Annotated in this window: 23 protein-coding genes; 17 read left to right on the top strand and 6 right to left on the bottom strand. The window is 63.7% G+C overall.

The annotated features are described in order from the left end of the window. Nucleotide 1: 1 nt before the first annotated feature. Together LZK81_RS01335 and LZK81_RS01330 are read left to right on the top strand one after the other, a co-directional pair. The gene (locus LZK81_RS01335; protein WP_046602891.1) at nucleotides 2-325 is read left to right on the top strand and encodes a YbaB/EbfC family nucleoid-associated protein; all 324 of its coding nucleotides are present in this window, start codon (nucleotides 2-4) and stop codon (nucleotides 323-325) included. Between the two features lie 29 nt (nucleotides 326-354). Beyond that, nucleotides 355-966 carry a LysE family translocator gene (locus tag LZK81_RS01330; protein ID WP_046602890.1) on the top strand — a complete coding sequence of 204 codons (612 nt, stop codon included), beginning with the start codon at nucleotides 355-357 and terminating at the stop codon, nucleotides 964-966. Here LZK81_RS01330 and LZK81_RS01325 read toward each other — a convergent pair. Continuing rightward, entirely contained in the window at nucleotides 963-1,574 is a 612-nt protein-coding gene (locus tag LZK81_RS01325) for an MOSC domain-containing protein (RefSeq protein WP_233954955.1), read from the bottom strand. The two genes, LZK81_RS01330 and LZK81_RS01325, sit on opposite strands and share 4 nt — an antisense overlap. A 52-nt stretch (nucleotides 1,575-1,626) precedes the next feature. Between LZK81_RS01325 and recR the strand changes: the two genes are divergently transcribed. Then, on the top strand, nucleotides 1,627-2,232 hold the full coding sequence (gene recR, locus LZK81_RS01320) for a recombination mediator RecR (RefSeq protein ID WP_046602888.1): 606 nt from the start codon (nucleotides 1,627-1,629) through the stop codon (nucleotides 2,230-2,232). A 196-nt stretch (nucleotides 2,233-2,428) separates the two neighbouring features. After that, the gene (locus tag LZK81_RS01315; RefSeq protein ID WP_233956420.1) at nucleotides 2,429-3,661 is read left to right on the top strand and encodes a lytic murein transglycosylase; all 1,233 of its coding nucleotides are present in this window, start codon (nucleotides 2,429-2,431) and stop codon (nucleotides 3,659-3,661) included. On the opposite strand, the gene LZK81_RS01310 is transcribed toward LZK81_RS01315, so the two are convergent. Beyond that, the gene (locus LZK81_RS01310) at nucleotides 3,662-5,293 is read right to left on the bottom strand and encodes an MFS transporter (RefSeq protein ID WP_233954954.1); all 1,632 of its coding nucleotides are present in this window, start codon (nucleotides 5,291-5,293) and stop codon (nucleotides 3,662-3,664) included. 241 nt (nucleotides 5,294-5,534) lie between these two features. Here LZK81_RS01310 and rimP point away from each other — a divergent pair, with 241 nt between their 5' ends. The 10 genes from rimP to LZK81_RS01260 all read left to right on the top strand — a co-directional run bounded on the left by rimP (nucleotide 5,535) and on the right by LZK81_RS01260 (nucleotide 16,781). Beyond that, entirely contained in the window at nucleotides 5,535-6,125 is a 591-nt protein-coding gene (gene rimP, locus LZK81_RS01305) for a ribosome maturation factor RimP (RefSeq protein WP_038592094.1), read from the top strand. A gap of 67 nt (nucleotides 6,126-6,192) precedes the next feature. Continuing rightward, entirely contained in the window at nucleotides 6,193-7,809 is a 1,617-nt protein-coding gene (nusA, locus tag LZK81_RS01300; RefSeq protein WP_046625423.1) for a transcription termination factor NusA, read from the top strand. Further along, nucleotides 7,806-8,510, top strand: a complete 705-nt coding sequence (locus tag LZK81_RS01295) for an RNA-binding protein (protein ID WP_038547893.1) — start codon at nucleotides 7,806-7,808, stop codon at nucleotides 8,508-8,510. The genes nusA and LZK81_RS01295 overlap by 4 nt, the downstream gene beginning before the upstream one ends. 100 nt (nucleotides 8,511-8,610) lie before the next feature. Continuing rightward, nucleotides 8,611-11,421: a translation initiation factor IF-2 gene (infB, locus tag LZK81_RS01290; protein ID WP_233954953.1), complete on the top strand. Its 2,811-nt coding sequence runs from the start codon at nucleotides 8,611-8,613 to the stop codon at nucleotides 11,419-11,421. Between the two features lie 38 nt (nucleotides 11,422-11,459). Next, a complete protein-coding gene (locus LZK81_RS01285; protein ID WP_233954952.1) occupies nucleotides 11,460-11,885 on the top strand; it encodes a hypothetical protein in 426 nt (141 codons plus the stop codon). Nucleotides 11,886-12,024: 139 nt separating this feature from the next. After that, a complete protein-coding gene (kduD, locus tag LZK81_RS01280; RefSeq protein WP_046609400.1) occupies nucleotides 12,025-12,783 on the top strand; it encodes a 2-dehydro-3-deoxy-D-gluconate 5-dehydrogenase KduD in 759 nt (252 codons plus the stop codon). Nucleotides 12,784-13,073: 290 nt separating this feature from the next. After that, entirely contained in the window at nucleotides 13,074-14,240 is a 1,167-nt protein-coding gene (exbB, locus tag LZK81_RS01275) for a tonB-system energizer ExbB (protein WP_233956418.1), read from the top strand. Nucleotides 14,241-14,246: 6 nt separating this feature from the next. Next, nucleotides 14,247-14,753, top strand: coding sequence for a TonB system transport protein ExbD (exbD, locus tag LZK81_RS01270; RefSeq protein ID WP_233954951.1), 507 nt, complete (start codon nucleotides 14,247-14,249; stop codon nucleotides 14,751-14,753). Beyond that, nucleotides 14,750-15,739, top strand: a complete 990-nt coding sequence (locus LZK81_RS01265) for an energy transducer TonB family protein (protein ID WP_233954950.1) — start codon at nucleotides 14,750-14,752, stop codon at nucleotides 15,737-15,739. The genes exbD and LZK81_RS01265 overlap by 4 nt, the downstream gene beginning before the upstream one ends. Before the next feature lie 52 nt (nucleotides 15,740-15,791). Then, the gene (locus LZK81_RS01260) at nucleotides 15,792-16,781 is read left to right on the top strand and encodes an Ldh family oxidoreductase (RefSeq protein ID WP_046609397.1); all 990 of its coding nucleotides are present in this window, start codon (nucleotides 15,792-15,794) and stop codon (nucleotides 16,779-16,781) included. Here the strand turns inward: LZK81_RS01260 and LZK81_RS01255 are convergent. The 4 genes from LZK81_RS01255 to LZK81_RS01240 form a co-directional block, all read right to left on the bottom strand. After that, nucleotides 16,778-18,049: an ABC transporter permease gene (locus LZK81_RS01255; RefSeq protein WP_046609396.1), complete on the bottom strand. Its 1,272-nt coding sequence runs from the start codon at nucleotides 18,047-18,049 to the stop codon at nucleotides 16,778-16,780. The two genes, LZK81_RS01260 and LZK81_RS01255, sit on opposite strands and share 4 nt — an antisense overlap. Continuing rightward, entirely contained in the window at nucleotides 18,046-18,735 is a 690-nt protein-coding gene (locus LZK81_RS01250) for an ABC transporter ATP-binding protein (protein WP_046625674.1), read from the bottom strand. Before LZK81_RS01250 ends, LZK81_RS01255 begins: the two co-directional genes overlap by 4 nt. Before the next feature lie 2 nt (nucleotides 18,736-18,737). Further along, nucleotides 18,738-19,202: a hypothetical protein gene (locus tag LZK81_RS01245; protein WP_046625415.1), complete on the bottom strand. Its 465-nt coding sequence runs from the start codon at nucleotides 19,200-19,202 to the stop codon at nucleotides 18,738-18,740. Nucleotides 19,203-19,282: 80 nt separating this feature from the next. Beyond that, nucleotides 19,283-21,034, bottom strand: coding sequence for an alkaline phosphatase (locus LZK81_RS01240; protein WP_233954949.1), 1,752 nt, complete (start codon nucleotides 21,032-21,034; stop codon nucleotides 19,283-19,285). Between the two features lie 472 nt (nucleotides 21,035-21,506). Between LZK81_RS01240 and LZK81_RS01235 the strand changes: the two genes are divergently transcribed. From LZK81_RS01235 to LZK81_RS01225, 3 genes are all read left to right on the top strand, one after another. Continuing rightward, nucleotides 21,507-22,130 carry a ribonuclease D gene (locus LZK81_RS01235; RefSeq protein WP_046602874.1) on the top strand — a complete coding sequence of 208 codons (624 nt, stop codon included), beginning with the start codon at nucleotides 21,507-21,509 and terminating at the stop codon, nucleotides 22,128-22,130. A 129-nt stretch (nucleotides 22,131-22,259) separates the two neighbouring features. Further along, the gene (locus tag LZK81_RS01230; protein WP_233954948.1) at nucleotides 22,260-23,303 is read left to right on the top strand and encodes a hypothetical protein; all 1,044 of its coding nucleotides are present in this window, start codon (nucleotides 22,260-22,262) and stop codon (nucleotides 23,301-23,303) included. Nucleotides 23,304-23,602: 299 nt separating this feature from the next. After that, the gene (locus LZK81_RS01225; protein WP_233954947.1) at nucleotides 23,603-25,207 is read left to right on the top strand and encodes a hypothetical protein; all 1,605 of its coding nucleotides are present in this window, start codon (nucleotides 23,603-23,605) and stop codon (nucleotides 25,205-25,207) included. Nucleotides 25,208-25,285 lie beyond the last annotated feature (78 nt).

The raw sequence follows: 25,285 nt of genomic DNA, 5'->3' as shown, positions 1-25,285 counted from the left end.
GATGCGCGACATCATGGGCATGATGGGCAAGGTCAAGGAAATGCAGGCCAAGATGGAGCAGATGCAGGCGGAAATCGCCGCTCTCGACGTCGAAGGCACATCCGGCGGCGGGCTGGTGACCGTGCGGCTCAACGGCAAGGGCGACATGCTCGGCCTCAAGATCGATCCGTCCCTGTTCAAGGAAGACGATGTCGAGATCCTCGAAGACCTGATCGTCGCCGCCCACAAGGCCGCCAAGGAGCGCGCCGAGGTGATCGCCGCCGAAAAGACCAAGGAACTGACCGCCGGCCTGCCGATCCCGCCCGGCTTCAAGATGCCGTTCTGATCCTGGTCCGAGGGAATAGGGGAGCTCCGATGACGTTGACGTCACTTCTGGTTTTCGCAGCGGCACTTTTCGTCGCCGCAGGTTCGCCTGGTCCCAGCATAGCCGCGCTCGTGGCGCGCGTTCTGTCCAAGGGTTATCGCGACGTATTGCCGTTTCTCGCGGCGATGTGGGTCGGCGAGGCCATATGGCTTTCGTTTGCGGTCGCAGGCCTTGCCGCCATCGCCGAAAGCTTCCATGCCGTCTTCGTGGCCATCAAGTGGATCGGCGTCGCCTACCTCCTCTATCTCGCTTGGAAGATGTGGTTCACCGAACCTGCCAGCTCCGGCGAAGACCTTCCGGAAAATCGCTCGGTGTTGAAGATGTTTTTCGCCGGCCTCACCGTGACGCTCGGCAACCCGAAGATCATGATGTTCTATGTGGCGCTGCTGCCTTCGATCATCGATCTCGGCGGCGTGACGCTGACCGGCTGGCTGGAACTGGTCGCCGCGATGTTCGTGGTGCTCGTGGTCGTCGATCTTGCCTGGGTGCTGCTTGCCGCCAAGGCCCGCCAGTTCCTGAAGAGCCCCCGGGCCGTGAGGATCGCCAACCGGATTTCGGCCGGCGCCATGGCGAGTGCGGCAGCGGCGATCGCGACCCGCTAGGTCTCGAAAGTAGGCCTCCAGCGGTGGCCTATTGGGGCGGCCAGGAAGCGGGCTCGCTGGGTTTCCGACAGGTTCCTGCCGACGGCCGCCAGCATTTCCGCGATCATGACGCGCTCGCCGGCATAAAGTTGGTGGCGGGCGGGATCGCCAGGCGAGACCATCCCAGACTTGACGACGCGGCAATAGATGCCCGGGCGGGCGGCCCTCACATAGGTCTTCAGGAATTTCGGATCGCCCATCTTCACTGCAAGCGTGTTGCAGGGAGAGCGGGCGCAAGTCGCCTCAAGCACGACTTCGCCTATATGAAAACGGTCGCCGACGGCGACATCGCGGTTGTCGAGACCCTCGACGATCAGGTTCTCGCCGAATGTGCCCGGCGGGAAATCGCGGCCGAGCGCGTCCGCCCACCAGTCCAGCGTCAGCGAGCCCTCAAGCAGGATCGCCTGATCCTCGCCGCCGTGGTGTTTCGTGTTGCGGACCGCATCGCCGACGAGACCGAGGCCGTCGATCATGACGGCGGCATTGACGGCCGACTTGTAGATGCCGGTCTTGAAGCTCTTGCCCGGGAGCCTTTCCGGGCGACCGAGGCAGATGGCGAGAAGTTTCATGAGCGGTCCTTCCGCGATTCCGTTTTTCAAGCATATGGGCTAAAGGGAGAACATGGCAAAGCGAGTCACCGGCCCCGAAATCGAAAAACTCATCCAGCTTCTGGCAAAGGTCCCGGGCCTTGGGCCGCGCTCGGCGCGCCGGGCCGCGCTGCATCTGATCAAGAAGAAGGAACAGCTGCTCGGGCCGCTTTCGGGCGCGATGGGCGAAGCCTATGACAAGGTGAAGATCTGCTCGCGCTGCGGCAATGTCGATACCGTCGATCCCTGCACAGTCTGTACCGATATCCGCCGCGACCAGACGATGCTGATCGTCGTCGAAGACGTCTCCGACCTCTGGGCGCTGGAGCGGACGGGCGCGATGAACACCGCCTATCACGTGCTCGGCGGCACGCTCTCGCCGCTCGACGGCATCGGCCCCGACGACCTCAATATCCGCGGGCTGATCGACCGGGTGAACGAGGGCGTCATCCGCGAGATCATCATCGCGGTCAACGCGACCGTCGAGGGGCAGACCACGGCCCACTATATTACCGACCAGCTTTCGGGCATCGACGTGAAGATCACCAGGCTGGCGCATGGCGTGCCGGTCGGCGGGGAGCTCGATTATCTGGACGAGGGCACACTGACGGCGGCGCTTCGGGCGCGGACGGTGATTTAGCGTTTAAGAGGATCACGATGAGCAAGCTCGCCCCCCTCTGGCCTGCCGGGCATCTCCCCCACAGGTGGGGAGATCGGCAAGACGCGCCGGCATCGGTCCGATCGCAGCGTTCAAGGTGGTCGAGGCGTCGCAACACGTCGATCTCCCCACCTGTGGGGGAGATGCCCGGCAGGGCAGAGGGGGTGCCTTCCGGCACATCGCAGCCTTTCTTTTCCTCATAGCGACAACCCTCCTCCCCCTCCCCGCTCTCGCCCAGAGCCGTCCCGATGTCGAAAAGCAGTTCCAGCGATGGATTGCCGGCGATCTGGGTCCGGTGGCGAGGAAAGCGGGGATTTCCGAGAAGACGCTGAAGACCGCCTTTCAGGGCGTGGCGCTGAACTGGGACCTGCCGGACCTGGTGCCGCCGGGTTCGGAGCCGCCGAAACAGCAGGACCAGAGCCAGGCGGAGTTTTCCTCGCCGGGGGCCTATTTTTCCGAAAAGCGCCTGCAAGGGCTTGCCGCCACCGGCCGCGGGCTTGCCTCCACCTATTCGGCGACGCTGAAGAAGATAGAGGCGGCCTATGGCGTGCCGGGCGAGATCGTCGTCGCCATCTGGGGCCGTGAATCCGGGTTCGGCAAGGCGCGGATGCCCTATTCGGCCGTGCAGGTGCTGGCGACCAAGGCCTTCATGTCGACCCGCAAGGACATGTTCCGTGAAGAGCTGATCGCAGCGCTGAAGATGATCGAGCGGGGTGATGTCGATGCGGCGACAATGAAGGGCTCCTGGGCTGGGGCACTCGGCCAGCCGCAGTTCATGCCGTCGAGCTACCTGAAATATGCCGTCGATTTCGACGGTGACGGTCGTCCCGACATCTGGAACTCGGTGCCGGATGCGCTTGCCTCGATCGCCCACTACCTGCAGAAGGAAGGCTGGCAACGCGGCCGCGACTGGGGGTTCGAAGTGACGATCCCCGCAAAAGTTTCCTGCGCGCAGGAAGGGCCGGATCTCGCCAAGCCCGTCTCGGCCTGGGCTGCGACGGGCATCACCCGCATTTCCGGAAAGGCGTTTCCCGCGGCCGACCTCAAGGCTGATGGCATGATGCTGGTCCCGGCGGGGCGCAACGGGCCGGAATTCGTCGTCACTCCGAATTTCTATGTGATCAAGGAATACAACAACTCGGATCTCTACGCGCTGTTCATCGGCAATCTGGCCGATCGCATCGCGTCGGGCGCAGGACCTTTCCAGGCGCCCTGGGGCGATGTCGGCAAGATGCTGCGCTCCGACGTGCTCGCGATGCAGAAGGCGCTGGTCGCCAAGGGTTATGACGTGGGCAATGTCGATGGCCTGCCGGGTTACAAGACCCGCCGTGCGCTCGGCGACTGGCAGGCAAAGAACGGCCTTGCTCCAACGTGTTTTCCCGATCCGTCGCTCAAGGGAAAAATCAGGTAGTCAGTGGTGCAGGTCGGGCGGCGACTTGTGGAAAATGTCGTCGCTCGGCGGGATCGTCTGACGCTCGATCAACCGGTGGACGCGGGGGCCCTCTTCGCCGCGATGAAGAGTGCGGATCGCGTCCCAGACCTCGGCATCCGCCTGGGTGCGGCGCTGGTTGTGGCGCACGTAGTCGGCCCAGGTGGCGGTGTGATAGGTCTCCGTCCAGATTTCCGGATGTTCCAGATCGCGCATCAGCGCCCATTGCCGCGCGCCATCGCGGATGCGAATCCGGCGTCGCTGCGACATCAGCGCCAGGAACTCCGGCACGTCCTCGTCGGCGATGGTATAGTCCACCAAGGAGACGATCGGTCCGCTGCGCGGCTGCAGGTCGAGGCTCAGCATCGGCACGTTGAAGCGGTTGAGCGGATCGAGATTGGCATCGCTGAACTGCGGCAGCGGCAGGCGCATGCCGACCAGAGCGCCAAGCAACATGACCAGGCTCGACAGCGTCAGCGCGATCGAGACGCCGAACGTATCGGACAGGATACCCCACACCCAGCTGCCGCCGGCAATGCCCCCGAACGTCGCCGTCTGATAGAAGGAAAGGGCGCGGGCGACCACCCATCGCGGCGTCGAAAGCTGCACCGTCGTATTGAACAGCGACAAAGCCAGCACCCAGCAGGCGCCGGGCACGAGGAGGACGATCGCGGTCAGCAGCGTGCTTGAACTCATGGCGATGATCGCGGCACTCGCGGCAAAACCCAGAAAGGACAGGCGGACGATCGATTCGCTCGATAGCTTTTCACGCAGTCGCGAATTGCCCATGGCACCGGCGATCGCGCCGACCCCGAAAGCGCCGAGCATGATGCCGTATGTCAACGGGCCGCCGGAAACGAGATCGCGCGCGACGATCGGCAGAAGCGCCAGGACGGCACTTGCCGAAAGACCGAAGACAAGGCCGCGGAACAGCACATTGAGAATGTTCGGCGACATGAGGACATAGCCGAGACCGGCCGAAAGCGCCCGCATAAGCGTCTCGCGCGGCAGCGCATTGTCGCGGCCTTCCGGTTTCCAGCGGATCAAGGCATAGATCAGGGCGAAATAGCTCATCGAATTGGCAGCGAACGCGGCCGCCGCGCCCGCGGCCGCAACGATCGCTCCGCCGATCGCAGGACCGACGCTGCGGGTGATGTTGAAGCCGACGCTGTTGATCGTCACCGCAGCTGGCAGGACCTCGCGGGGCACCATGTCGCCGACGGACGCCTGCCAGGCCGGGTTGTTGAGCGCAACACCGCAGCCGAGCAAAAAGGTGAATGTCAAAAGCAGCCAGGGCGTCAGGAGGTCGAGATAGGCAAAGAGCGTCAGGGTGATCGAGACGGTGAGCATGAAGAATTGCGCCGTCAGCATCAGGGTGCGGCGGTTGACGTTATCGGCCAGCGCGCCCGCGATCAGCGAAAAGAGCATGATCGGCAACGCCGTCGAGGCCTGGACCAGTGCGACCATGTCTTCGGAATCGGTGATCGAGGTCATCATCCACGCCGCGCCGACGGCCTGGATGAGGCTGCCGAAATTGGAGGCGAGGCTGGCGATCCAGATGGTTCTGAATGTTGGGTGCCTGAAGGGAGCCAGGGTCGATATCCGATCGGGCACTTTGTCCTCGTTCTTTCGTGCGTCGTACCAAACGGTTATAGACCCGGTAGAAGCAAATTCCAGTCGCTGGAGCCCGAGAATATGCGACTCTTGCATTCGGGGGGCTGAAAGCGTATATGCACCCCATATTCTTGATCGTCCGATGAAGAGTGGGCCCCACCGGACCCGCTCTTTTTTGTTAGGCGATCACTGTAACCCAGACATTGGGCCCAGCTATGGGGCAATGATTGCCGGAGAGCTTATGCCGCAAACCGAATACGAGCCGCGGCTCATCATCGAGACCGGGCTTGACCTGAGGGTCGCCGAAATCATCGAGCCCGTCCTGACCGCCATGGACTATCGCCTGGTGCGTGTGAGGATGCTGAACCAGAACGGCGCGACGCTGCAGATCATGGCCGAGCGCAACGACGGCACCATGGATGTCGAGGGCTGCGAAGCCGTATCCGTGGCGATTTCGCCGGTCCTGGATGTAGAAGATCCGATCGATCGGGAGTATCATCTGGAAGTGTCCTCGCCGGGCATCGACCGCCCGATGGTCCGCAAGTCGGATTTTACCCGCTGGCTGAACCATCTGGTCAAATGCGAAACGTCGATCATGATCGACAACCGCAAGCGGTTCCGCGGCAGGATCACCGAAAGCGATGCGGACGGTTTCACGATCGAGCGGGATCAGGTCGCCTATGGCGAGGAACCACGGGTAACGATCCCGTTTTCGGCACTGGCCGAGGCAAAGCTCATTCTGACCGACGATCTGATCCGCGACGCGCTTCGGGCCGACAAGCTCGCCAAGGCGCAGGCCGCGAACCAGAACGAAGAAGCAGAAGACGAATAAACCGAACAGAGACTTGTGCCTTTCCCCAGGAAGGGCCTCATCGTTTGACCTACGGAGACCAACGACAATGGCAGTGAGTGCGAACCGGCTTGAACTTCTGCAGATCGCGGATGCAGTGGCGCGCGAAAAGGTCATCGACCGCGAGATCGTGCTGGCCGCGATGGCCGACGCCATCCAGAAGGCCGCCCGCTCCCGCTACGGTTCGGAAACCAATATCCGCGCCGACATCAATTCCAAGACCGGCGAAATCCGGCTCCAGCGCCTGCTGGAAGTCGTCGATCACGCCGAGGACTACGGCACGCAGATCCCGCTGGCACTGGCGCTCGACCGCAACGTCGATGCCAAGATCGGCGACTTCATCGCCGATCCGCTGCCGCCGATGGATTTCGGCCGCATCGCCGCCCAGTCGGCCAAGCAGGTCATCGTCCAGAAGGTGCGTGAAGCCGAGCGTGATCGCCAGTTCGACGAGTTCAAGGACCGCGTCGGCGAAATCATCAACGGCACCGTCAAGCGCGTCGAATACGGCAACGTCATCGTCGACCTCGGCCGCGGCGAAGGCATCATCCGCCGCGACGAGATGATCCCGCGCGAGAACATGCGCTACGGCGATCGCGTCCGCGCATACGTCTACGATGTCCGTCGCGAACAGCGCGGCCCGCAGATCTTCCTGTCGCGTACCCATCCGCAGTTCATGGTGAAGCTGTTCACCATGGAAGTGCCGGAAATCTACGACGGCATCATCCAGATCAAGTCGGTCGCCCGCGATCCGGGTTCGCGCGCCAAGATCGCCGTCATCTCGAACGATAGCTCGATCGATCCGGTCGGCGCCTGCGTCGGTATGCGCGGTTCGCGCGTCCAGGCGGTCGTCGGCGAATTGCAGGGCGAGAAGATCGACATCATTCCGTGGTCTCAAGATCCGGCGTCGTTCATCGTCAACGCGCTGCAGCCGGCCGAAGTCGCCAAGGTGGTTCTCGACGAGGATGCCGAGCGCATCGAAGTCGTGGTTCCGGACGAGCAGCTGTCGCTTGCCATCGGCCGCCGCGGCCAGAACGTCCGCCTCGCCTCGCAGCTGACCGGCTGGGACATCGACATCATGACGGAAGCCGAAGAGTCGGAGCGCCGCCAGAAGGAATTCAACGAGCGCACCAACCTCTTCATGGACGCCCTCGACGTCGACGAAATGGTCGGCCAGGTGCTGGCTTCGGAAGGTTTTGCCCAGGTCGAGGAACTGGCTTACGTCGATCTCGACGAAATCTCCTCGATCGACGGTTTCGACGAAGACACCGCGACCGAAATCCAGACCCGCGCCCGCGAATATCTGGAGCGGATCGAAGGCGAGATGGACGCCAAGCGCAAGGAACTCGGCGTCGAGGACGAACTGCGCCAGATCAACGGTCTGAACGGCCAGATGCTCGTCGCGCTCGGCGAAGACGGCATCAAGACGATCGAAGACTTTGCCGGCTGCGCCGCCGACGACCTCGTCGGCTGGAGCGAACGCAAGGACGGCGTGACGAAGAAGTTCGAGGGCCTGTTCTCGAAGTTCGACATTTCCCGCGTCGAAGCCGAGAACATGATCGTCCAGGCCCGCCTGTCGGCAGGCTGGATCACCGAAGAAGACCTCGCAAAGGGTGCCCCCGAGCCGGAAGCCGAAGCGGAGGAGGCGGACGCCGTTGAGCAGGAATGATCCCGCTCGCGAATGAGCCGGACCACAATGATGACGGACCTGTCGATGATGACCTGGGCGAGATCGTCGTGAACGACCGTACCTGCATCGTCACCCGTGAGGCGGGATCGCCGGAAACGCTGATCCGCTTCGTGGCTGGCCCGAACGGCCAGGTCGTGCCCGACCTGAAGCGTCAGCTTCCAGGCCGTGGCTGCTGGATCAAGGCTGAACGGTCGCTCGTCGACCGGGCAGTCCAGAAAAAGCTTTTCGCTCGCGCCCTCAAGGCCGAGGCGAAGGCGGATGCGGATCTCGGTGCGCTGGTGGATCGCCTGCTCGCCGCCGATCTCGTCGGCATGATGAACATGGCGCGCAAGGCGAGCCAATTCGTCACCGGCGCGACGAAAGTTGATGCCGCGGTGCGCTCGGGTGCGGCACTTGCAGTGTTCCATGCGGCCGATGCGGCCGCCGACGGAGTGAGAAAAATAGACCAGGCCCGCAAGGCCTGGAAGCTCGGTTCGAATACCGGGGAAGACATTCCGTCCTTTTCGCTCTTCACGAGCGCTGAATTGGACGAAGTGATGGGCCAGAATGCTTTTATCCATGCCTGCGCGCTTGCGGGGCAGGCGGGTGAGGGTGTAGTGAAGCGCGCAAACCTACTTGAACAGTACCGCATGGGCGGTCTGTCCCAGACAAAAGGTGTCGCTGACATGCCGAAACAATGACGCGGTCACCGGCTTTAGCCGGACGCACATCGATATGTACGGATTAAACGACGGGTTCTGATGGCTTCCATCCGTTCCTGTCCGAAGGAACAGGAACGGAATGACCGACAACAAAGACGATAAGACACTGGGCGTAAAGAAGACCCTTACACTGAAGCCATCTGGGATGAGCCAGGGTACCGTCCGCCAGGACATGGGTCGCGGCCGCACCAAGGCCGTCGTCGTCGAGACAGTGAAGCGGCGGCCGACCCGGCCGCTGGATGAAAAGCCTGCAATCACGCCTGCAGCAGCGCCCGCGCCGCGGGTGGTGGAGGCCGTTGCGCAGCCGGTCGCTCCCCAGCGTCCGCCACAGCCGCAGGCGGCTGCTCCCGCGCCGCGCGTCCACCAGCCGGGTTCGCAGAACCAGCGGCCGCAACAGCCGCAGCATGGCCAGCGCCCGCCGCAATCCAATCAGTCGCAGCGCCCGCAGCAGTCCGGCCAGCCGCCGCGTCCGCAATCCAGCCAGCCGCAGCGTCCGCAGCAGCGTCAGGGCGGCGCCGTCCTGCACGATCTGTCCGCAGGCGAGATGGAAGCCCGTCGCCGCGCTCTGATGGAAGCGCAGGCGCGCGAGGTCGTCGAGGCCAAGCAGCGCGCCGAAGACGAGGCACGTCGCCAGGTCGAGGAAGAACGCCGCAAGATCGAGGAAGCCGCCGAGGCTGCCCGCCGTGCTGCCGAACCCAAGGTCGAACCGGTCGAGGCCCCGGCCCCGGCAGAGACACCTGCACCCGCGGTTGCCGAAAAGCCGGCCGAACGCGCCGCTGGCGCCCCTGCCGGCCGTCCGGGCGAAACCCGTCCCCAGGCTCCCCGGCCTGCAGCTCCCGGCGCCGCACCTGCGGCACTGCCGGTTGCCGGTCGCCGCAAGGGCGCCGACGAAGAAGACGAAGATCGCGGCCCGCCGCGTGGCGCACCCGGCCGTGGCCGAGTCCCCGTCGCTGCTCCCGCCAAGGTTCCGGCCCGCCCGAAGACCGAAGACGAACGCCGCCGCGGCAAGCTGACGGTGACCACGGTCAGCACCGACGACGACGGCAATGCCCGTGGCCGTTCGATGGCCGCGACCCGTCGCCGGCAGGAGAAGTTCCGCCGCAGCCAGATGCAGGAAACGCGCGAAAAGGTCATGCGCGAAGTCATCCTGCCTGAAACCATCACCATTCAGGAACTGTCGCAGCGCATGTCCGAACGCGCCGTCGACGTCATCAAGTACCTGATGAAGGAAGGCCAGATGATGAAGCCGGGCGACGTCATCGACGCCGACCTCGCCGAAATCATCGCCGGCGAATTCGGCCATACCGTCAAGCGCGTCTCCGAATCCGACGTCGAAGAAGGCATCTTCAACGTTGCCGACGACGAAGGCGAAATGGTTTCGCGCCCGCCGGTCGTCACCATCATGGGCCACGTCGACCACGGCAAGACCTCGCTGCTCGACGCCATCCGCCATGCGAACGTGGTCTCCGGCGAAGCCGGCGGCATCACCCAGCATATCGGCGCCTATCAGGTGGAACAGAACGGCCAGAAGATCACCTTCATCGACACACCCGGCCACGCCGCCTTCACGGCCATGCGTGCCCGTGGTGCGCAGGCGACGGATATTGCAATCCTGGTGGTCGCAGCCGACGACAGCGTGATGCCGCAGACGATCGAATCCATCTCCCATGCCAAGGCAGCGGGTGTTCCGATCATCGTGGCGATCAACAAGATCGACAAGCACGAAGCCAACCCGGACAAGGTTCGCCAGCAGCTTCTGCAGCACGAAGTGTTCGTGGAATCGCTCGGCGGTGAAGTGCTCGACGTCGAAGTGTCGGCCAAGAACAAGGTCAATCTCGACAAGCTGCTCGAAGCCATCCTGCTGCAGGCCGAAATCCTCGACCTCAAGGCCGATCCGAGCCGGACGGCCGAAGGCATCGTCATCGAAGCCCAACTCGACCGTGGCCGCGGCGCGGTTGCGACCGTGCTCGTCCAGAAGGGCACGCTGAAGCCGGGCCAGATCATCGTCGCCGGCGATCAGTGGGGCCGCGTTCGTGCGCTCGTCAACGACAAGGGCGACCATGTGAAGGAAGCCGGTCCTGCCATGCCGGTCGAGGTGCTCGGTCTTTCCGCCACCCCGGCCGCCGGCGACAGGTTCGCCGTGGTCGAGAGCGAAAGCCGTGCCCGCGAGATTTCCGAATATCGCCAGCGGCTTGCCCGCGACAAGGCGGCTGCCCGCCAGTCCGGACAGCGCGGTTCGCTAGAACAGATGATGAGCCAGCTCCAGAATACCGGCTTGAAGGAATTCCCGCTGGTCATCAAGGGTGACGTGCAGGGTTCGATCGAAGCGATCATCGGCGCACTGGACAAGCTCGGCACCGACGAAGTCCGTGCACGCATCGTTCATTCGGGTGCCGGCGGCATCACCGAATCGGACATCTCGCTTGCCGAGGCATCCAATGCGGCGATCATCGGCTTCAATGTCCGCGCCAACCCGCAGGCACGAACCGCCGCTGAACGCGAAGGTCTCGAAATCCGCTACTACAACATCATCTACGATCTGGTGGATGACGTGAAGCAAGCGATGTCAGGCCTCCTGTCTCCGGAACGTCGCGAAACCTTCATCGGCAATGCCGAGATCCTGGAAGTGTTCAACATCACCAAGGTCGGCAAGGTCGCCGGTTGCCGTGTCGTCGAGGGCAAGGTCGAGCGTGGAGCGGGCGTCCGCCTTATCCGCGACAACGTCGTTGTCCACGAAGGCAAGCTCAAGACGCTCAAGCGCTTCAAGGACGAAGTCAGCGAAGTGCCGATGGGCCAGGAATGCGGCATGGCGTTCGAGAATTACGAAGACATGCGCGCAGGCGACGTCATCGAATGCTTCCGCGTGGAGCATATCACGCGCACGCTGTGACCTCCGGCGAACAGCCCGAACAATTACAGGAGCCGTCCGTGACGTTCGCGGACGGCTCCTGGCATTTTGAGTATGTGATTTCCGATGCGGAACTCGAGGACGGCATCGATCTTGTCGTGCAATACCATTTCGAGAGGCGGCAAAAGCTGATGGGATTGCTGGGGTTTTACGATGCCCTGGCAAAGAGGTTCAGGGAGGCCGGCCCCTCCCCGCTTATCGTTTCGGAAAAACGCGAGATTCGCTCCATCAAGGCTGAATTCGGACCCGATATCATCCGGGCGGAAGGCGACGGCCTGCTGATCGAACTGGGTACCAAACGGCTCAGGAAGTTGATAGCGCTGGGCAACTGGCTGGTTCTTTTCTACGACGGCGGGCATCTGCTTTTGCCCCGGCGAATTTTTCCCGACGACACAACAGCCGAACGCTACATCAGCTATGTTCGTGGCCTGATACGCCGCCGCTAGCGCGCCGCGCATCCAACGCTTTTACCCCGCTTTCGACGTCAACCCGTGACGTGGAAAAAATTTTCAGCTTCTACCGGCGGGCTCGCGACGATAAGCATCTGCGGTATATCTGGATTTTCCGGTTTCTGAGGAGGAAAACATGGCTGTTTCATTCGACCTGACGGGCAAGACGGCGATCGTCACCGGTGCCAATACGGGACTTGGCCAAGCGATATCCGTGGCGCTGGCGCAGGCCGGCGCGGATGTGGCGCTGGTCGGGCGCTCCTCCATGGCCGAAACGGAAGCAGCGGTCAGCGCGGCGGGCGGCCGCAGCCTGTCGATCCAGGCAGACCTTTCGACGCTCGAACCGGTCGATCGGATCATCAGCGAAACGGTCGCATGGACCGGGCGTGCCGATATCCTCGTCAACAATGCCGGGATCATCCGCCGGGCCGACGCGATCGATTTCAGTGAGGCCGACTGGGATGCGGTGATGGACGTGAACCTGAAGACCGTGTTCTTCCTTTCCCAGGCGTTTGCACGCCGGCTGATTGCCGAGGGCAAGGGCGGCAAGATCGTCAACATCGCCTCGCTGCTCTCCTTCCAGGGCGGCATCCGCATCCCTTCCTATACGGCCTCGAAAAGCGGACTTGCCGGCCTGACCCGGCTGCTCGCCTGCGAATGGGCAGGCAAGGGCATCAACGTCAATGCCATTGCGCCCGGCTATTTCTCGACCAACAACACAGAAGCGCTGCGCGACGATCCGGACCGCAACGCGGCGATCCTCAGCCGTATTCCAGCCGGGCACTGGGGCCAGCCGGAAGAGCTCGGCGGAGCCGCAGTATTCCTCGCCTCGCCGGCATCCGACTATGTGCATGGCGTCGTGCTGCCGGTCGATGGCGGCTGGCTGGCGCGCTGAGCGCGTCCAACCGCTTGGTTCCGGGTAACGGAACGCTCATCCCATGCGCGAACGGGGCAATTGCTCTAACACGCATAAATTTGATCGGCATCCCGCAGATTTATTAGTTGCCATTTCTACTCATGTTTATTATCCGGTAGCTGCAACATCGCGAACCCGGCGGCAGTGGCCGGCGGCGTTCCGGTGTCCCGTTTCCGACATTGCCGACCTGCGCCCCGAGCGCTGTCCGCCATGCCGAATAGTCCGGAGTATCGCCTGCCATGCCTGCTGCCCTGAAGCCCGCTTTTTCGATGCGCCAGCCGATCAGGAGCCGGTTACCGATCGCTCTCGCGGCCGTGGTACTGACGGCTTCGGCGGTGATGGCGCAGGCGCCTGCACCGGATACATCGACGCAAGCACCGCCCTCGCCGCAGGCTGCCTCACCTTCCGGCGCACAGCCGACCCAGGCGCCCCCCGCTCCTGCCGCGCAGGCAGCGCCGACAACCTCCCGCACGGCGCCGAACGAGCCGGCAGCCTCGTCGACCGCGGCACCGCCCACCGCGCAGCCGACCAATCCCGCTACCCCGCAGCCGGAAGCTTCCGCCTCGCAACCCGCCGTTTCGACAGGAGCACCGGCGAGCAACACCGCCCAGCCCACGCCTGCCAGCCCGGCCCAAGCACCGACCCAGGCACCGGGGGCACGCCAGCCGATCGACATGTTCACGCAGTTCCTGGAGCCTGAACAGCGTTCGGACCTGCCGCACAACCTTTCGCCCTGGGGCATGTTCATGGCGGCCGACTGGGTCGTCAAAAGCGTGATGATCGGGCTCGCATTCGCTTCACTGATCACCTGGACGGTCTGGCTTGCGAAGACGCTGGAGCTTGCAGGCGCGCGCGCGCGCGCCGCCCGCACACTGAAGGTCATCCGCACCTCCCGCACGCTTTCGGAAGCTGTCGGCGCCACCGGTGGCCGCGGCGGTCCCGCCGCGCTGATGCTGCGGTCCGCGGCAGAAGAAATGCAGCTTTCAGAAGCAGCCCTCGACCATGCCCATGGCGACGGCGTGAAGGAACGGGTCGGCTCGACGCTCTCCCGCATCGAGGCCTATGCCGGCCGGCGCATGTCGCGCGGTACCGGCGTGCTTGCGACGATCGGTTCGACGGCTCCGTTCGTCGGCCTGTTCGGCACGGTCTGGGGTATCATGAACGCCTTCATCGGTATCTCGGAGTCACAGACCACCAACCTCGCCGTCGTTGCGCCCGGCATCGCTGAAGCGCTGCTTGCGACCGCGATCGGCCTCGTTGCGGCCATTCCGGCGGTCGTCATCTACAACGTCTTCGCCCGTTCGATCACCGGCTACCGGCAGCTGCTGGCGGATGCCGCAGCGGGTGTGGAACGGCTGGTGAGCCGCGACCTCGATTTCCGCAAGGTTCCTCCGGGCAGCCGCAAGGCGCCGGTCTCGCTGGTGGCAGGGGGCTGATCAACCATGGCCGGCGGCATCCGCGAACAGCACGGCGACGAGCTTTCCGAAAACCACGAGATCAACGTGACGCCGTTCATCGACGTCATGCTGGTGCTGCTGATCATCTTCATGGTGGCGGCACCGCTGGCGACCGTCGACATCAATGTCGATCTTCCCGCCTCGACCGCAAAGCCCGCCGAACGGCCGGAGGAGCCGCTCTACCTGACGGTGAAGGAAGACCTGAGCCTCAATATCGGCAATGACGCAGTGGGGCGCGAGCAGCTTGCGGCGACCCTCGACCGCGTCACGGAGGGCAAGAAGGACACCCGCGTGTTCCTGCGTGCGGACAAGGCGGTCGATTACGGCCAGTTCATGGAGGTCATGAACCTGCTGCGCGATTCCGGCTACCTCAAGATCGCGCTGGTCGGGCTTGAAACGCTGCCGGCACCGGCGGCTCCGGCCGCGCCGGCGCCCGCCGGAAATGCTCCTGCCGCCGCACCCGCCGTACCGGCAACCGGAGGCAATCCATGAGCCTCGTCGTCTCGCAGACAGGTCCGGGCGGACGCGTCGGCGAGCTGGCGCTGTGGGGCGCTGCCGGACTGCTGATGCTGGCGGTACATTTCGGCGCCGCGGCCTATCTGATGCGCGAACAACCCGAGGTACTCGCCGACAACGCACCGCCTGCAGCGATCATGATCGAACTCGCGCCGGAGCCGGAAGCCGCCAAGACCGAGGAAGAGCAGATCTCTCCTGACATGCAGGAGCAGGAACAGGTGATGAACGAGCAGGCGGAGCCCATCAAGGAACCGCAGCCGGAGCCTGTTGCCGAACCCGTCGAGCAGCCGGTCGAACCGCCGCCGCAGGAAGTCGCCGAACCGGTCGAGCCCGAACCGGTGCAGCCGCCCGTGGTAGAACCGCCACCGGAGCCGGAACCCGAGGTTACCGAAACCGTCCCCGAACCACCGCCGGAACCGATCGAGGAGATCAAGCCGGTCGACGAACAGATGACGGCGGCGCTGGAAAATGTCGAAGTGCCGTTGCCGGCGATGCGGCCTCTGCCGCCACCGGTCGCGGAAAAGCCGCCGGAACAGCCGAAAAAGCCGGAGCCCCGAAAGGAGCCGGTGAAGAAGGTCCAGAAGCCGAAGCAACAGCAGCAGCAGGCCCGTCCGGACATGGCCGAGGCGAAGATCCAGGCCAAACAATCGGACCGCACGGCCGCCAGCCAAAATTCCACGAGCCTCTTCTCTTCGTCGGTCTCGCCGCAGCAGTGGATGACGCGCGTGAGAACGAAGATTGCTCGATACGCCCGCAAATGCCCCGGCAACGGGACCGGCATCGTGACGGTCCGCTTCAGCTTCGACGGCGGCGGCAACATCGGCAGTGTCTCCGTCGCGGGGTCATCAGGCAACGCGTCTATCGACGACTATGTCGCATCGGCTGTCCGGCGTGCTTCGCCTATTCCGGCGCCACCCTCCGGTGTTGCAAGCTCACTCAGCCAGCCGGTAAGATGCGAATAACCGCCTGATTTCCTCGCGGTGTTCGACCCCTGACCTGATCTGGATCTCCAGCATGCACATCACTCTCCCGGAAGCCGAAACGCTCGTTCAGAGCGTATTCGAAACCAATGGCGTTCTTGCCGAGACCGCCCGATCCGTCGCCCATGCGCTCGTGCACGCGGAAGCTGCCGGGCAGTACGGTCATGGCCTCCGCCGCGTTCCCGCCTATATCGGCCAGGCACGCAGCGGCAAGGTGGATGGCAAGGCCAAGGCCGTCGCCACCCGGCCGCGGCCGGCGGTGCTTGTCGTCGATGCGGCATTCGGTTACGCCTATCCGGCCTTCGATATCGCAGTCGCCGAGCTTCCGAAAATCGCCCGGGAACAAGGCATCGCGCTTGGTGCCATCCATCGCTCCCACCATGCGGGCGTCATGGCGCTGACCGTGGAGCGGTTTGCCGAGCAGGGCCTCGTGGCATTGATGTTTGCCAATGCGCCGGCCTCGATGGCCGCCTGGGGCGGCAGGAAGCGGCTGTTCGGCACCAACCCGATCGCCTTTGCGACGCCGGTCGCCGGCGAGGATCCGCTGGTCATCGACCTGGCGCTCTCGACCGTCGCGGCCGGCAAGATCATGGCCGCGCGCCAGAAGGGCGAAAGCATCCCAGAAGGCTGGGCCTTCGACGCCGACGGCAAGCCGACCACCGATCCGCACGCGGCCCACAAGGGCCTGATGGCGCCCTCCGGCGGCGCCAAGGGCGCGGCGCTGGCGCTGATGGTGGAAATCCTCTCGGCGGGCCTGACCGGCTCGAACTTCTCCTACGAGGCAAGCTCGTTCATGGACGAGAAAGGCCCGCCGCCCTCGGTCGGCCAGACGCTTATTGTCATCGATCCTTCCGCAAGCACGGCTTCGGCGGCCGAGCGGATCGCCGAACTCGCGCATGAGATGGCCTCCGAAGAAGGCGTGCGCCTGCCCGGACGGCGCGGCCAGAACGCGCGCCGGAAGGCGATCGAGCAGGGGCTCGATATCGACGACGAGGTTATCTCGGCGATCAAGGCGCTGGTCTAGGCCCGGAGCGCCGCCGCCGGCGACTGGCGGTAGGCGAGAACGGCTGGCACGGCGGACAAGACCGCCGACGCACCAATCAGGATCAGCGCCATGCGCCAATCTTCGCCGGTAAAGCCGACTGGCAGGATGATGCCGCTCTTGACAGTAAACGCGTTGGCGATCAGCCGGGCGGCAGCAAGGCCGGTCAGGAAGCCGAGGCCGATGCCGAGCGTGACCAGCAGGAAGAGCTCGAACCAGACGATTGCAAAAACCGACAGCCGCGGCGCCCCGAAAGCCCGGAGCGCGCCGATCTGGCGCCGACGCTGGCCGATATGGGTGACGGTGACCAGGACCAAGGCTGCCGCCACCAGGCCCTGCGATCCGGCGGCCACGGCGCTCAGCACCATCTTGGCATCGCCGAGCGTTGCATAGAGGCTGGTCAGCACCTCGCCCGGGAAAACCGCGAGCGTATTGCCGTTGCGATATTCCTGGCGGAGCTTGTAGGCATCGGCAATCGTCTTCGGCTTTACCAGGACTGCGGGAAGGCCGGGGGCATCGGAGGCGAAATCCTCGTCGATCGCCGCATCCGCATCGATGGCGCCGTGATGATCGTGATCCTCGTCGGGGTGGTCAGCCGCAGCGACCTCGCCTTCGTGATGCTGTTCATCCTCCTGCTCATGCCCGTGGCCGAGGCCATGGACGTGCCAGACGGCCTGGATCGGCACCAGAATGGCCCGATCCCAGGGCGTTCCCGTCGCCGGCAGCCTGCCGGTCACATGGTACACGACACCCGCATGGGTCTCGCCGCCCATCTGCGCCGTGCCGTGCATGGGCTTGATTTCGGCGCCGACCGGCAGCTTCACGGCCGCCCCGACCACCGCCTCGCCTTCTTTCTCGAACATGCGGCCTGCGGCAAAACCGGAAACGGTGCTCCCGATCAGTGCGCGGGTCGTGCCAACCAAAGGGTAGCCGGCAAAGGAATCGCCGAACCCGACCGGCGCCACCCAGGCGACGCGCGGATCCTTCGAGAGCTTTGCCAACACCCCGCCCGGCATCAGCGGCAACGGTGCCGGTTGCAGGAAGATCGAGGAGAGCACGAGCTGGGTCTCGCTGCCCGCCGCGCCGATGACCAGATCGAACTTGTCGGCGGCGCGGGCGCTGCCGAGCCGCAAGGCGCGTTCCTGCAGCGTGACGGTGACGCCGAGAGCGGTCGCAAGCGCCACGAGAAGCACGACGACGACGGCACCGGCCCAGAGACGGCGCAGATCGGCAAGGATGAAACGGATCATGCGGCCACCTCTTCGCGCAGGTCGTCGGCGACGATGCGGCCGGCGCTGAGCGTGATGCGGCGATCCAGGCGATCGATCAGCCGCTCGTCATGTGAGACGACGATCAGCATGCTTTTCGCCTCTGCCGCCATGTCGAGCAGCAATCGTCCAACCGCCTCGCCCGCCTCCACATCGAGGCTGGCCGTCGGCTCGTCGGCGACGATCACGCCCGGCTTGCGCAGGACCGCGCGGGCGATCGCGACCCGCTGCATCTCGCCGCGTGACATGGTCTCGATCTTCTGGTCCGGACGGGAAAGGCCCACATCCTTGAGGAGATCGTGCGCACGCGCGATCAGCGCCGCATCGGCGACACGCGCCAGCCGCGCCGGCAGAAGCACGTTTTCGACGGCCGAGAGGCCAGGGAAAAGATGAAAATCCTGCATGACGAGGCCGACATGTTCGGCCCGCCAGCGGTCGCGCGCCGTTTCGGACAACCGGCTGATATCCTCGCCGCTCCAGACGACCTTTCCGGAGGTGGGGCGTTCGAGCCCGGTAATGACATTGATGAAAGTGCTCTTGCCGGAGCCAGAACCGCCGGTGACGGCAACGCGCTCGCCCGCTGCGATCACCAGGAAATCGACCAGCAAAACCGGGCTGCCGAGGCCGGGGAACGATTTTCCCAGACCGTCGAGATGCAGGGAAAGCATGGTCATGCAGCCTGATACGCCGCGTCTCGGATCCTCAGAAGGCTGACAAATCCGGTCTCGGGATCCTTCCAGGAGCCAACCTCAAGGGTGCCGCGCACTTCGATCGTTTCGTTCGCCTGGGTGAATGTCTGCTTGCGGTGAAGATAGATGACAATGATGTTGTCGGGCCAGTCCGCGTCGGAGGAGCAGAAGGGGCAAAGCGCCATCGGCACTTCGGTCAGCACGAAGAAAGCGGCCTCGGCCTTCAGCGGCGGCGCCATGAAACCGCGGATCGCCACGTCCCGGCCAGCCAGCTTCTTCACCTTGTCGGAAAATTCGAGGCCCAGAACGCCGTACTTGCCATAGAGTTCGTTAAAACCAAGGTCATCGGCAGCGACAGCGGATCGGGCTGCCGCAAGCAGCGGAGCGGCGGCTGCGAGGCCCAGCAAGCTGCGCCGGCTGAAACCCCGGGGAAAGCGCTTTTCCATGAAACCTCCTGAAACGGTGTTCCCGGCCAAGTCTCGGCCGGGAGCGTTGTTTTACCACGAGTGGGGCCGGCAGCCAGACCTTAGTTGGTCTGCTTGCTGCCGAGGGCGAAGGTATCGGCGAGCACCTTGTAGATGTCGCTTTGTTCCATATAGCCCTTGAAACCTTCCGAACCGGGTCCGGCCGCCTGCAAGACGACGTCATCAACCGAGTGTACGCCGCTGTCGCCGCTTTTCGGGATATTGCCCTGAACGAAGACCGCGCCGGGGACATTCTTGTACTGTTCGTTGACGACATATTCCTTCTTCTCGTTCTGGATGGCCGGAACGAACGGGCCATCCATCTTCGGGCGGAAGGTTTCATAGTGGTCGGGGCCGTTGTTGGCGGCGAGGAACAGGCGGCGCGAGACGTCGATCTTGTCCGGATAACCGTCGCCGTTTTCGTCCTTGTAGTTCGGGAAGCCGGCTTCCGCATAGATGCCGACCTTTTCGCGCATCTCGGTGCCCGGCTTTTCGTCGTCAACCGTGCCGATGATGGAAACGCCATGGGTATGGTCGCCGGTGACGACGATCAGCGTGTCGGGGTTGGCCTTCTGGAACTCGCGGGCAAGGCCGATCGCCTTGTCGAATTCGATGGTATCGACGACGGCGCGGTCCCAGTCGAGCGGATGGGACATCTTGTCGATCGAGGAGGCTTCGACCATCAGGAAGAAGCCGTCCTGATCCTTGGAAAGGCGATCAAGAGCAACCTTGGTCATCGCGACCAGACCCGGCTGGTTCGGATACTTTTCGACGGTACCCTTCTTCAGGAACTCGCGGTCGAGCGTTACGTCCAGATTGCCGGGATGGAACAGGCCGAGCAGCAGCCCATTGGCGTTTGCGCTGGCGGCAAGTTCGTTCTTGTCGGTGGCCAGCGTGTAACCGGCATCCTTGAAGAGGTTGATAAAGTCCTTGTCGTCCTTGCGCTTCGAACCGGCAGTCGCCTGCGGCAGGAAGTAAGCGGAACCGCCGCCGAGCACGACTTCCGGCTTCACGTCGAGAAGCATGCCGACGACATCTGCCTTGTCGTTGCGGTTGCGGGTGTGGGCAACGACGGCAGCCGGGGTGGCGTCTTCGATTTCGGACGTAGCGACGATACCGATCGATTTGCCGGTCTGGCGGCGGAGGGCTTCGGCGATCGTTTCGACCCTCGGATCGTCCAACGGGTCCGGAGTCCGGTCGGCGTAGACGCCAATCGCGTTCACGGCGGTCTTGTGACCGGTCATGTAGGCGGACATCGTGTTGGCCGAGTCGGTGTTGATCGCGTTGGTGGCCGAGGTGCCGACGAAAGCCATGCGGTCGAGGTCGTCCATGGCGAGGCGGGCGTTTGCCTTGCCTTCGGTCATCCCCTTGGACATGATGCGGGCAGCGGTGCGGTGGGCGACCGACAGCCCGTCGCCGAGCAGGAAGATGACGTTCTTGGCCTTCGGGGCAGCGCTCGTGCCGTAGACGTTCCAGGTGACGGTCCTGGTCTCGGAACCGGCCGAAATCTCGACCTTGTAATCGCCGGCATTGGCGAGCGTCAGGCCACGCAGGATGACGGCAGAACCGAGGAGCTTGTCCTTGTTCTTTTCTTCCGCGACGAACTGGACTTCCTTGCCGAGAACGCTCTTGTAGTCCTGGCCGTTGACGGTGATCTTGACGTCTTCCGGCTTTACGACCGAGGTGAACTCAACCTTGAAGTCGAAGGGGGAGCCGGCGAGGATCGTGGCGCGATCCAGCGGATATACGGTGGCGGCTTGGGCGGCCCCGGCAAGCACGGTCGAAACGACCAGGGCGGCAAAAATCTTGCGCATAGTAACCTCACGAAAAATTCAAAGGGAAGGCGAGGTTCGTATATCGGCGGTGCGTGACACACACGTGACGCCAGCCCGGCTGCCGTGAGTCAAACCGCAATGTCTTGAAGGGGGAAATCCTGCTCCAGAAACGGAAAAAGCCTGGCGCGGGAGGAGGGTGCGCCAGGCTTTAAACTTGATCGACAACTGGGAGGAGGAGGATGTTGTCGATCCGTATCGAGCAACACTGGGAGGAGGAGTGCGTCGCTCGATGAGCAAAGATATAGGCTAATCGTTTAATCACGCCAACCCATCCTGCCGCAATGCAGCAATGCGCTGAACGCAGAGCTGAGCAAATGCCCGGGACTGATCCGATCGCTCAATGGAGCCTTTTCGGCCCCTGCTGCGCCGTCCCCTCAAGATCACCATATCGCTCGGGAAAAACGTGGTTTATAGCGAGTTCCGGCAGACAGACGGACGGACGGAGACGGACATGGCAGAGATCAGGTATCACGAAGGCGATATTCCGGCAGCGGATGCGGCGCGTTATACGGGGGCGATCGCCATCGATACGGAAACCCTGGGCCTCGTGCCCCGCCGCGACCGGCTTTGCGTCGTGCAGCTTTCGCCCGGGGACGGTTCCGCCGACGTGATCCGCATCGCTGCCGGGCAGAACGAGGCTCCAAACCTCGTCGCCATGCTTGCCGATCCGACGCGCCAGAAGATCTTCCACTACGGCCGCTTCGATATCGCCGTTCTCTTCCATACGTTCGGCGTGACCACGACGCCGGTGTTCTGCACCAAGATCGCCTCGCGGCTGACCCGCACCTACACGGACCGGCATGGACTGAAGGACAATCTGAAGGAAATGCTGGATGTCGACGTTTCCAAGGCGCAGCAGCAATCCGACTGGGCAGCCGAGGTCCTTTCGCCGGCGCAGCTGGAGTATGCGGCGTCCGACGTGCTGCACCTGCATGCACTGCGCGACAAGCTGAGCTACCGCCTGGTCCGCGACAGGCGTGCCGACCTTGCCCAGGCCTGCTTCGAATTCCTGCCGACGCGGGCGAAGCTGGACCTGCTGGGCTGGGAAGAGGCCGATATCTTCGCCCATAGCTGACGTCCGAAGAGACTCCGCCCGAATATGAGAAAGAGCGGCATAACCTCTAGCTGTCCGGTAACGTTCCGTTAACTGTTCGAATCTAGTTTTGCCCGCGGTATACCTCTCGACGAGACCGGATTTCGGGCCATGTTGCTTCCTACCCAGCAGACTTATGGGCTTGCCGCGACCAACATGATGCAGTCGATGCTCGACAGCATCGAGGAGCAGCGCAAGAAGGACGAAGAACAGCGGACCGGCAAGAAGAGCGACCCGGTTACCGAAGCCCGTATCAGCGCCAGCGAAGACGCCCGGCGCGCCCGCGACAAGATCACCTCCGCCCTTTTCGGCGTCACCAAGACAGACCCCAACGAGCTGAAGATCGAGCTCGTCGACCGGCTGGCTGCCAAACTCGGCATCGATACCGACGAAGCGCGCTCGTCCTACAAGCTCGGAAAGGCGCTGGAAGACGCGCTGAAAGAGATGATGCCGGACGAGATCGGCGAACTCGTCGAAGATCTCGGCCTCGAAGACATCAGCATCTCTATGGATACGCTGCTCTCGGCGATCAAGAACCCTTACGGCGACGACAACCAGCGCCTGATGGACGGCCTCAACCGGAAGGCCAATGGCGGCAAGCTCGACACGGAAGTCGAACGCGTCGTGCAAAGGCTGGAGGATGTCGCCGATCCGAAGACGCTCGAAGAGCTGAAGCTCGGTCCGCAGGGCTACGATCCGACCCGTGTCGAAGATGCCGAAACGCGCGCCGAGCGCCGGGCCGACATCGAGGCGGCCGAAGCCGGCAAGAAACTCGAAGACGTCCAGAAGGTCCAGGACGTCATCGAAAAGAAGAATGACAAGGCGAATGCCGAACCGGCTGCCGATGGCGCAACCGACACGGCATCCGTGGACGATACAGCGCTACTGGCCCTGTTTGCCGCAGCCGCCGAACAGGTCGCCAGTTCCGATACGAGCGAGGCTGCCGACAGCCTCGTTTCCGAGGATAGCTCCAGCAAGGACGAAGCCTCCGACGCCGTCCTGGCGGAAAACGACGCGCCTACCAATGAAATGGCGGCGAATGCGATCGAGGAGCTCGCAGCCGATAACGCCGAGAAGTCCTATGCCGACATCGTGCCGGTGCGAGTGGACGAAATCGGGATTTATGAATTGTTGAAGAAGAAGTTGGCTGCGTAATCCTGCAATAACCCCCAGTTCCACCCTCATCTGCATCGGAATGGATCATTTTCGCTGAGCTGTCGGCGAAAGGTGGAAGTCGTTAGCGAGTTGTTAACCTTTTTGCACCACAGTCATATCTGTGTATCGGCACTGGCGACGCCATGAGGCGTTCCGGTCGCAACGCCGCTCGTTGCGAAAAGACAAGAATCCGTTCAGCCGAGCTGTCCTATCGTCTCTATCAGACATTGGAGCGGACGATGCTGCCCCCGGTTCGTACCAGTTCATTCGTTGACTATCAGACACCTTCGCAGCAACCGATGCTGCGTCAACGGATCGACGTGGCCAATACCGCGGCGAACAGCGGGTTGATCGCTTCCTCGCCGATGTCGGCGGGGCGGCTGGACATTCTCTCGCTTTCGGCTCAGCTCCAGCTCGCCCAGGGTTTTTCCATCTTCGCCGAAACAATCGGCAGGCTGATCAAGGTCCCTCGCCGCGAAGGCGAGGCATTGGCGGATTATGCCCAGCGCCTTTCAGAGGCGGTCAAGGCGATGAACCCGGCCGAAAAGGCGGCCCTCGAGCGCACGCTCAACCAGCTCGTCAAGGGCATTTCTCTGCGCCTGCTCACCGAAATCCTCAACAATCCGGCAGGTCCCGAAGCTGCCCGCGTCGCCATACAGCTGGAGACCGCGCAGCTGCTCGAGCGCGATCTCGTGGCAAAGGCCGTCGTCAGCTCCTACCGGCAGAATGCCGGGGCGGAACAGGTGCCGAGCATCTTGCCGCAGCCGGCGAATGCGGCGCCATCAGCATCCAGCCAGCCTTCCGTGCCTACGGCCGAGGCCGAGGGCCAAGCCGCGCAGCCCGGCGAGGAAACTGCTGTCGACGGAGCGTCGCCTGAGACTATGGCCGCGGAGGCGACTATACCGGATCCGGATGCACCGCGGGTTTCGACGGCAACTTTGAGCGCCACTCCAGGCCCGACCATGCTTTCGGCGGAAGCCGAGGCCTCGCCGACGGCAACCGACACCAATGCATCGCAGATGAGCGCCGAGAACGATCTAGACGCGGCATCTGCGTCGATATCCGCGCAGGAAGCGGCCGAATTCCCGGAGAGCGGGACGCCGGAAATTGCAGCCGCCCGGGCCGACGAAACAGCGGAGGGCCCATCCGCAACGCGCCCGGAGGACGGCCGGCAAACCGCAAGCACCGCCGCGGGCGATCGGCGCATGTCTCAACCCGTCTTTTACGACGGCCCGGCCCTGGCTCGGCTTTCCCAGCGCGGCCTCGAACAGCAGAACGGCGTTCACGGACCGAACGCAGAGAAGCTGGCGAACGGGGCCACGACCACATGGCTCGCGGAGGTGCTTGCCGAGGCCACCAGCGAATTTCTCGACGGCCTGCCGGTCGCGGCAAGGCAATTGCCCGAACAGCAGGCGCTGCTGCAGCTGACCGACAAGGAGCTTTTCGGAAAATCCGCCATTCAGGCGAACGAGGCGGCAAGTGCCGCCGCGACGAAATCCGTGCCGCCAGCCACCGGCGAGCCGGCCAGCACCGGTTCAACGGGCAGCACGACCGGTCCTTCCGCAAGCGCAAGCACCCAAGCCACGGGCGCGACGGAGCTCGCCGAACAGCTCGCTCTCCCGATCGCCATGCCGCATGCCTTTCGCGAAGGTGTTGCCCTGCCCTATGTCGCCTATCCGCCGGAAGAACGCGAGCGGGACCCCGAGGAGCGCAAGACCAAGGCGATTTCGGAGACCGACGAAGACGGCGAACAGCAGCATTCGGCCGGCGAGCAGGCGTTCGGCGAAGAGCGTCCGGACGGGGACCACGCCCAGGACGACGAGGGCGACGACGCTTCGAAGGAAGCCGCCGAAGATGCCGACCGGGCCAACGATCTCTATTGGCGCATGGCCGGCTGGACGTAATTCGATCCATAAAAACTGCGCATGAAAAAACCGCCGGACTTGCATCCGGCGGTTTTTCTATTCTCAAGGAAGCTTCGA

Source organism: Neorhizobium galegae (assembly GCF_021391675.1).
Classification (GTDB): Bacteria; Pseudomonadota; Alphaproteobacteria; order Rhizobiales; family Rhizobiaceae; genus Neorhizobium; species Neorhizobium galegae_B.
The sequence above is the reverse complement of the archived record's forward strand: the minus strand, read 5'-3'. Positions and strand labels throughout refer to the sequence as shown.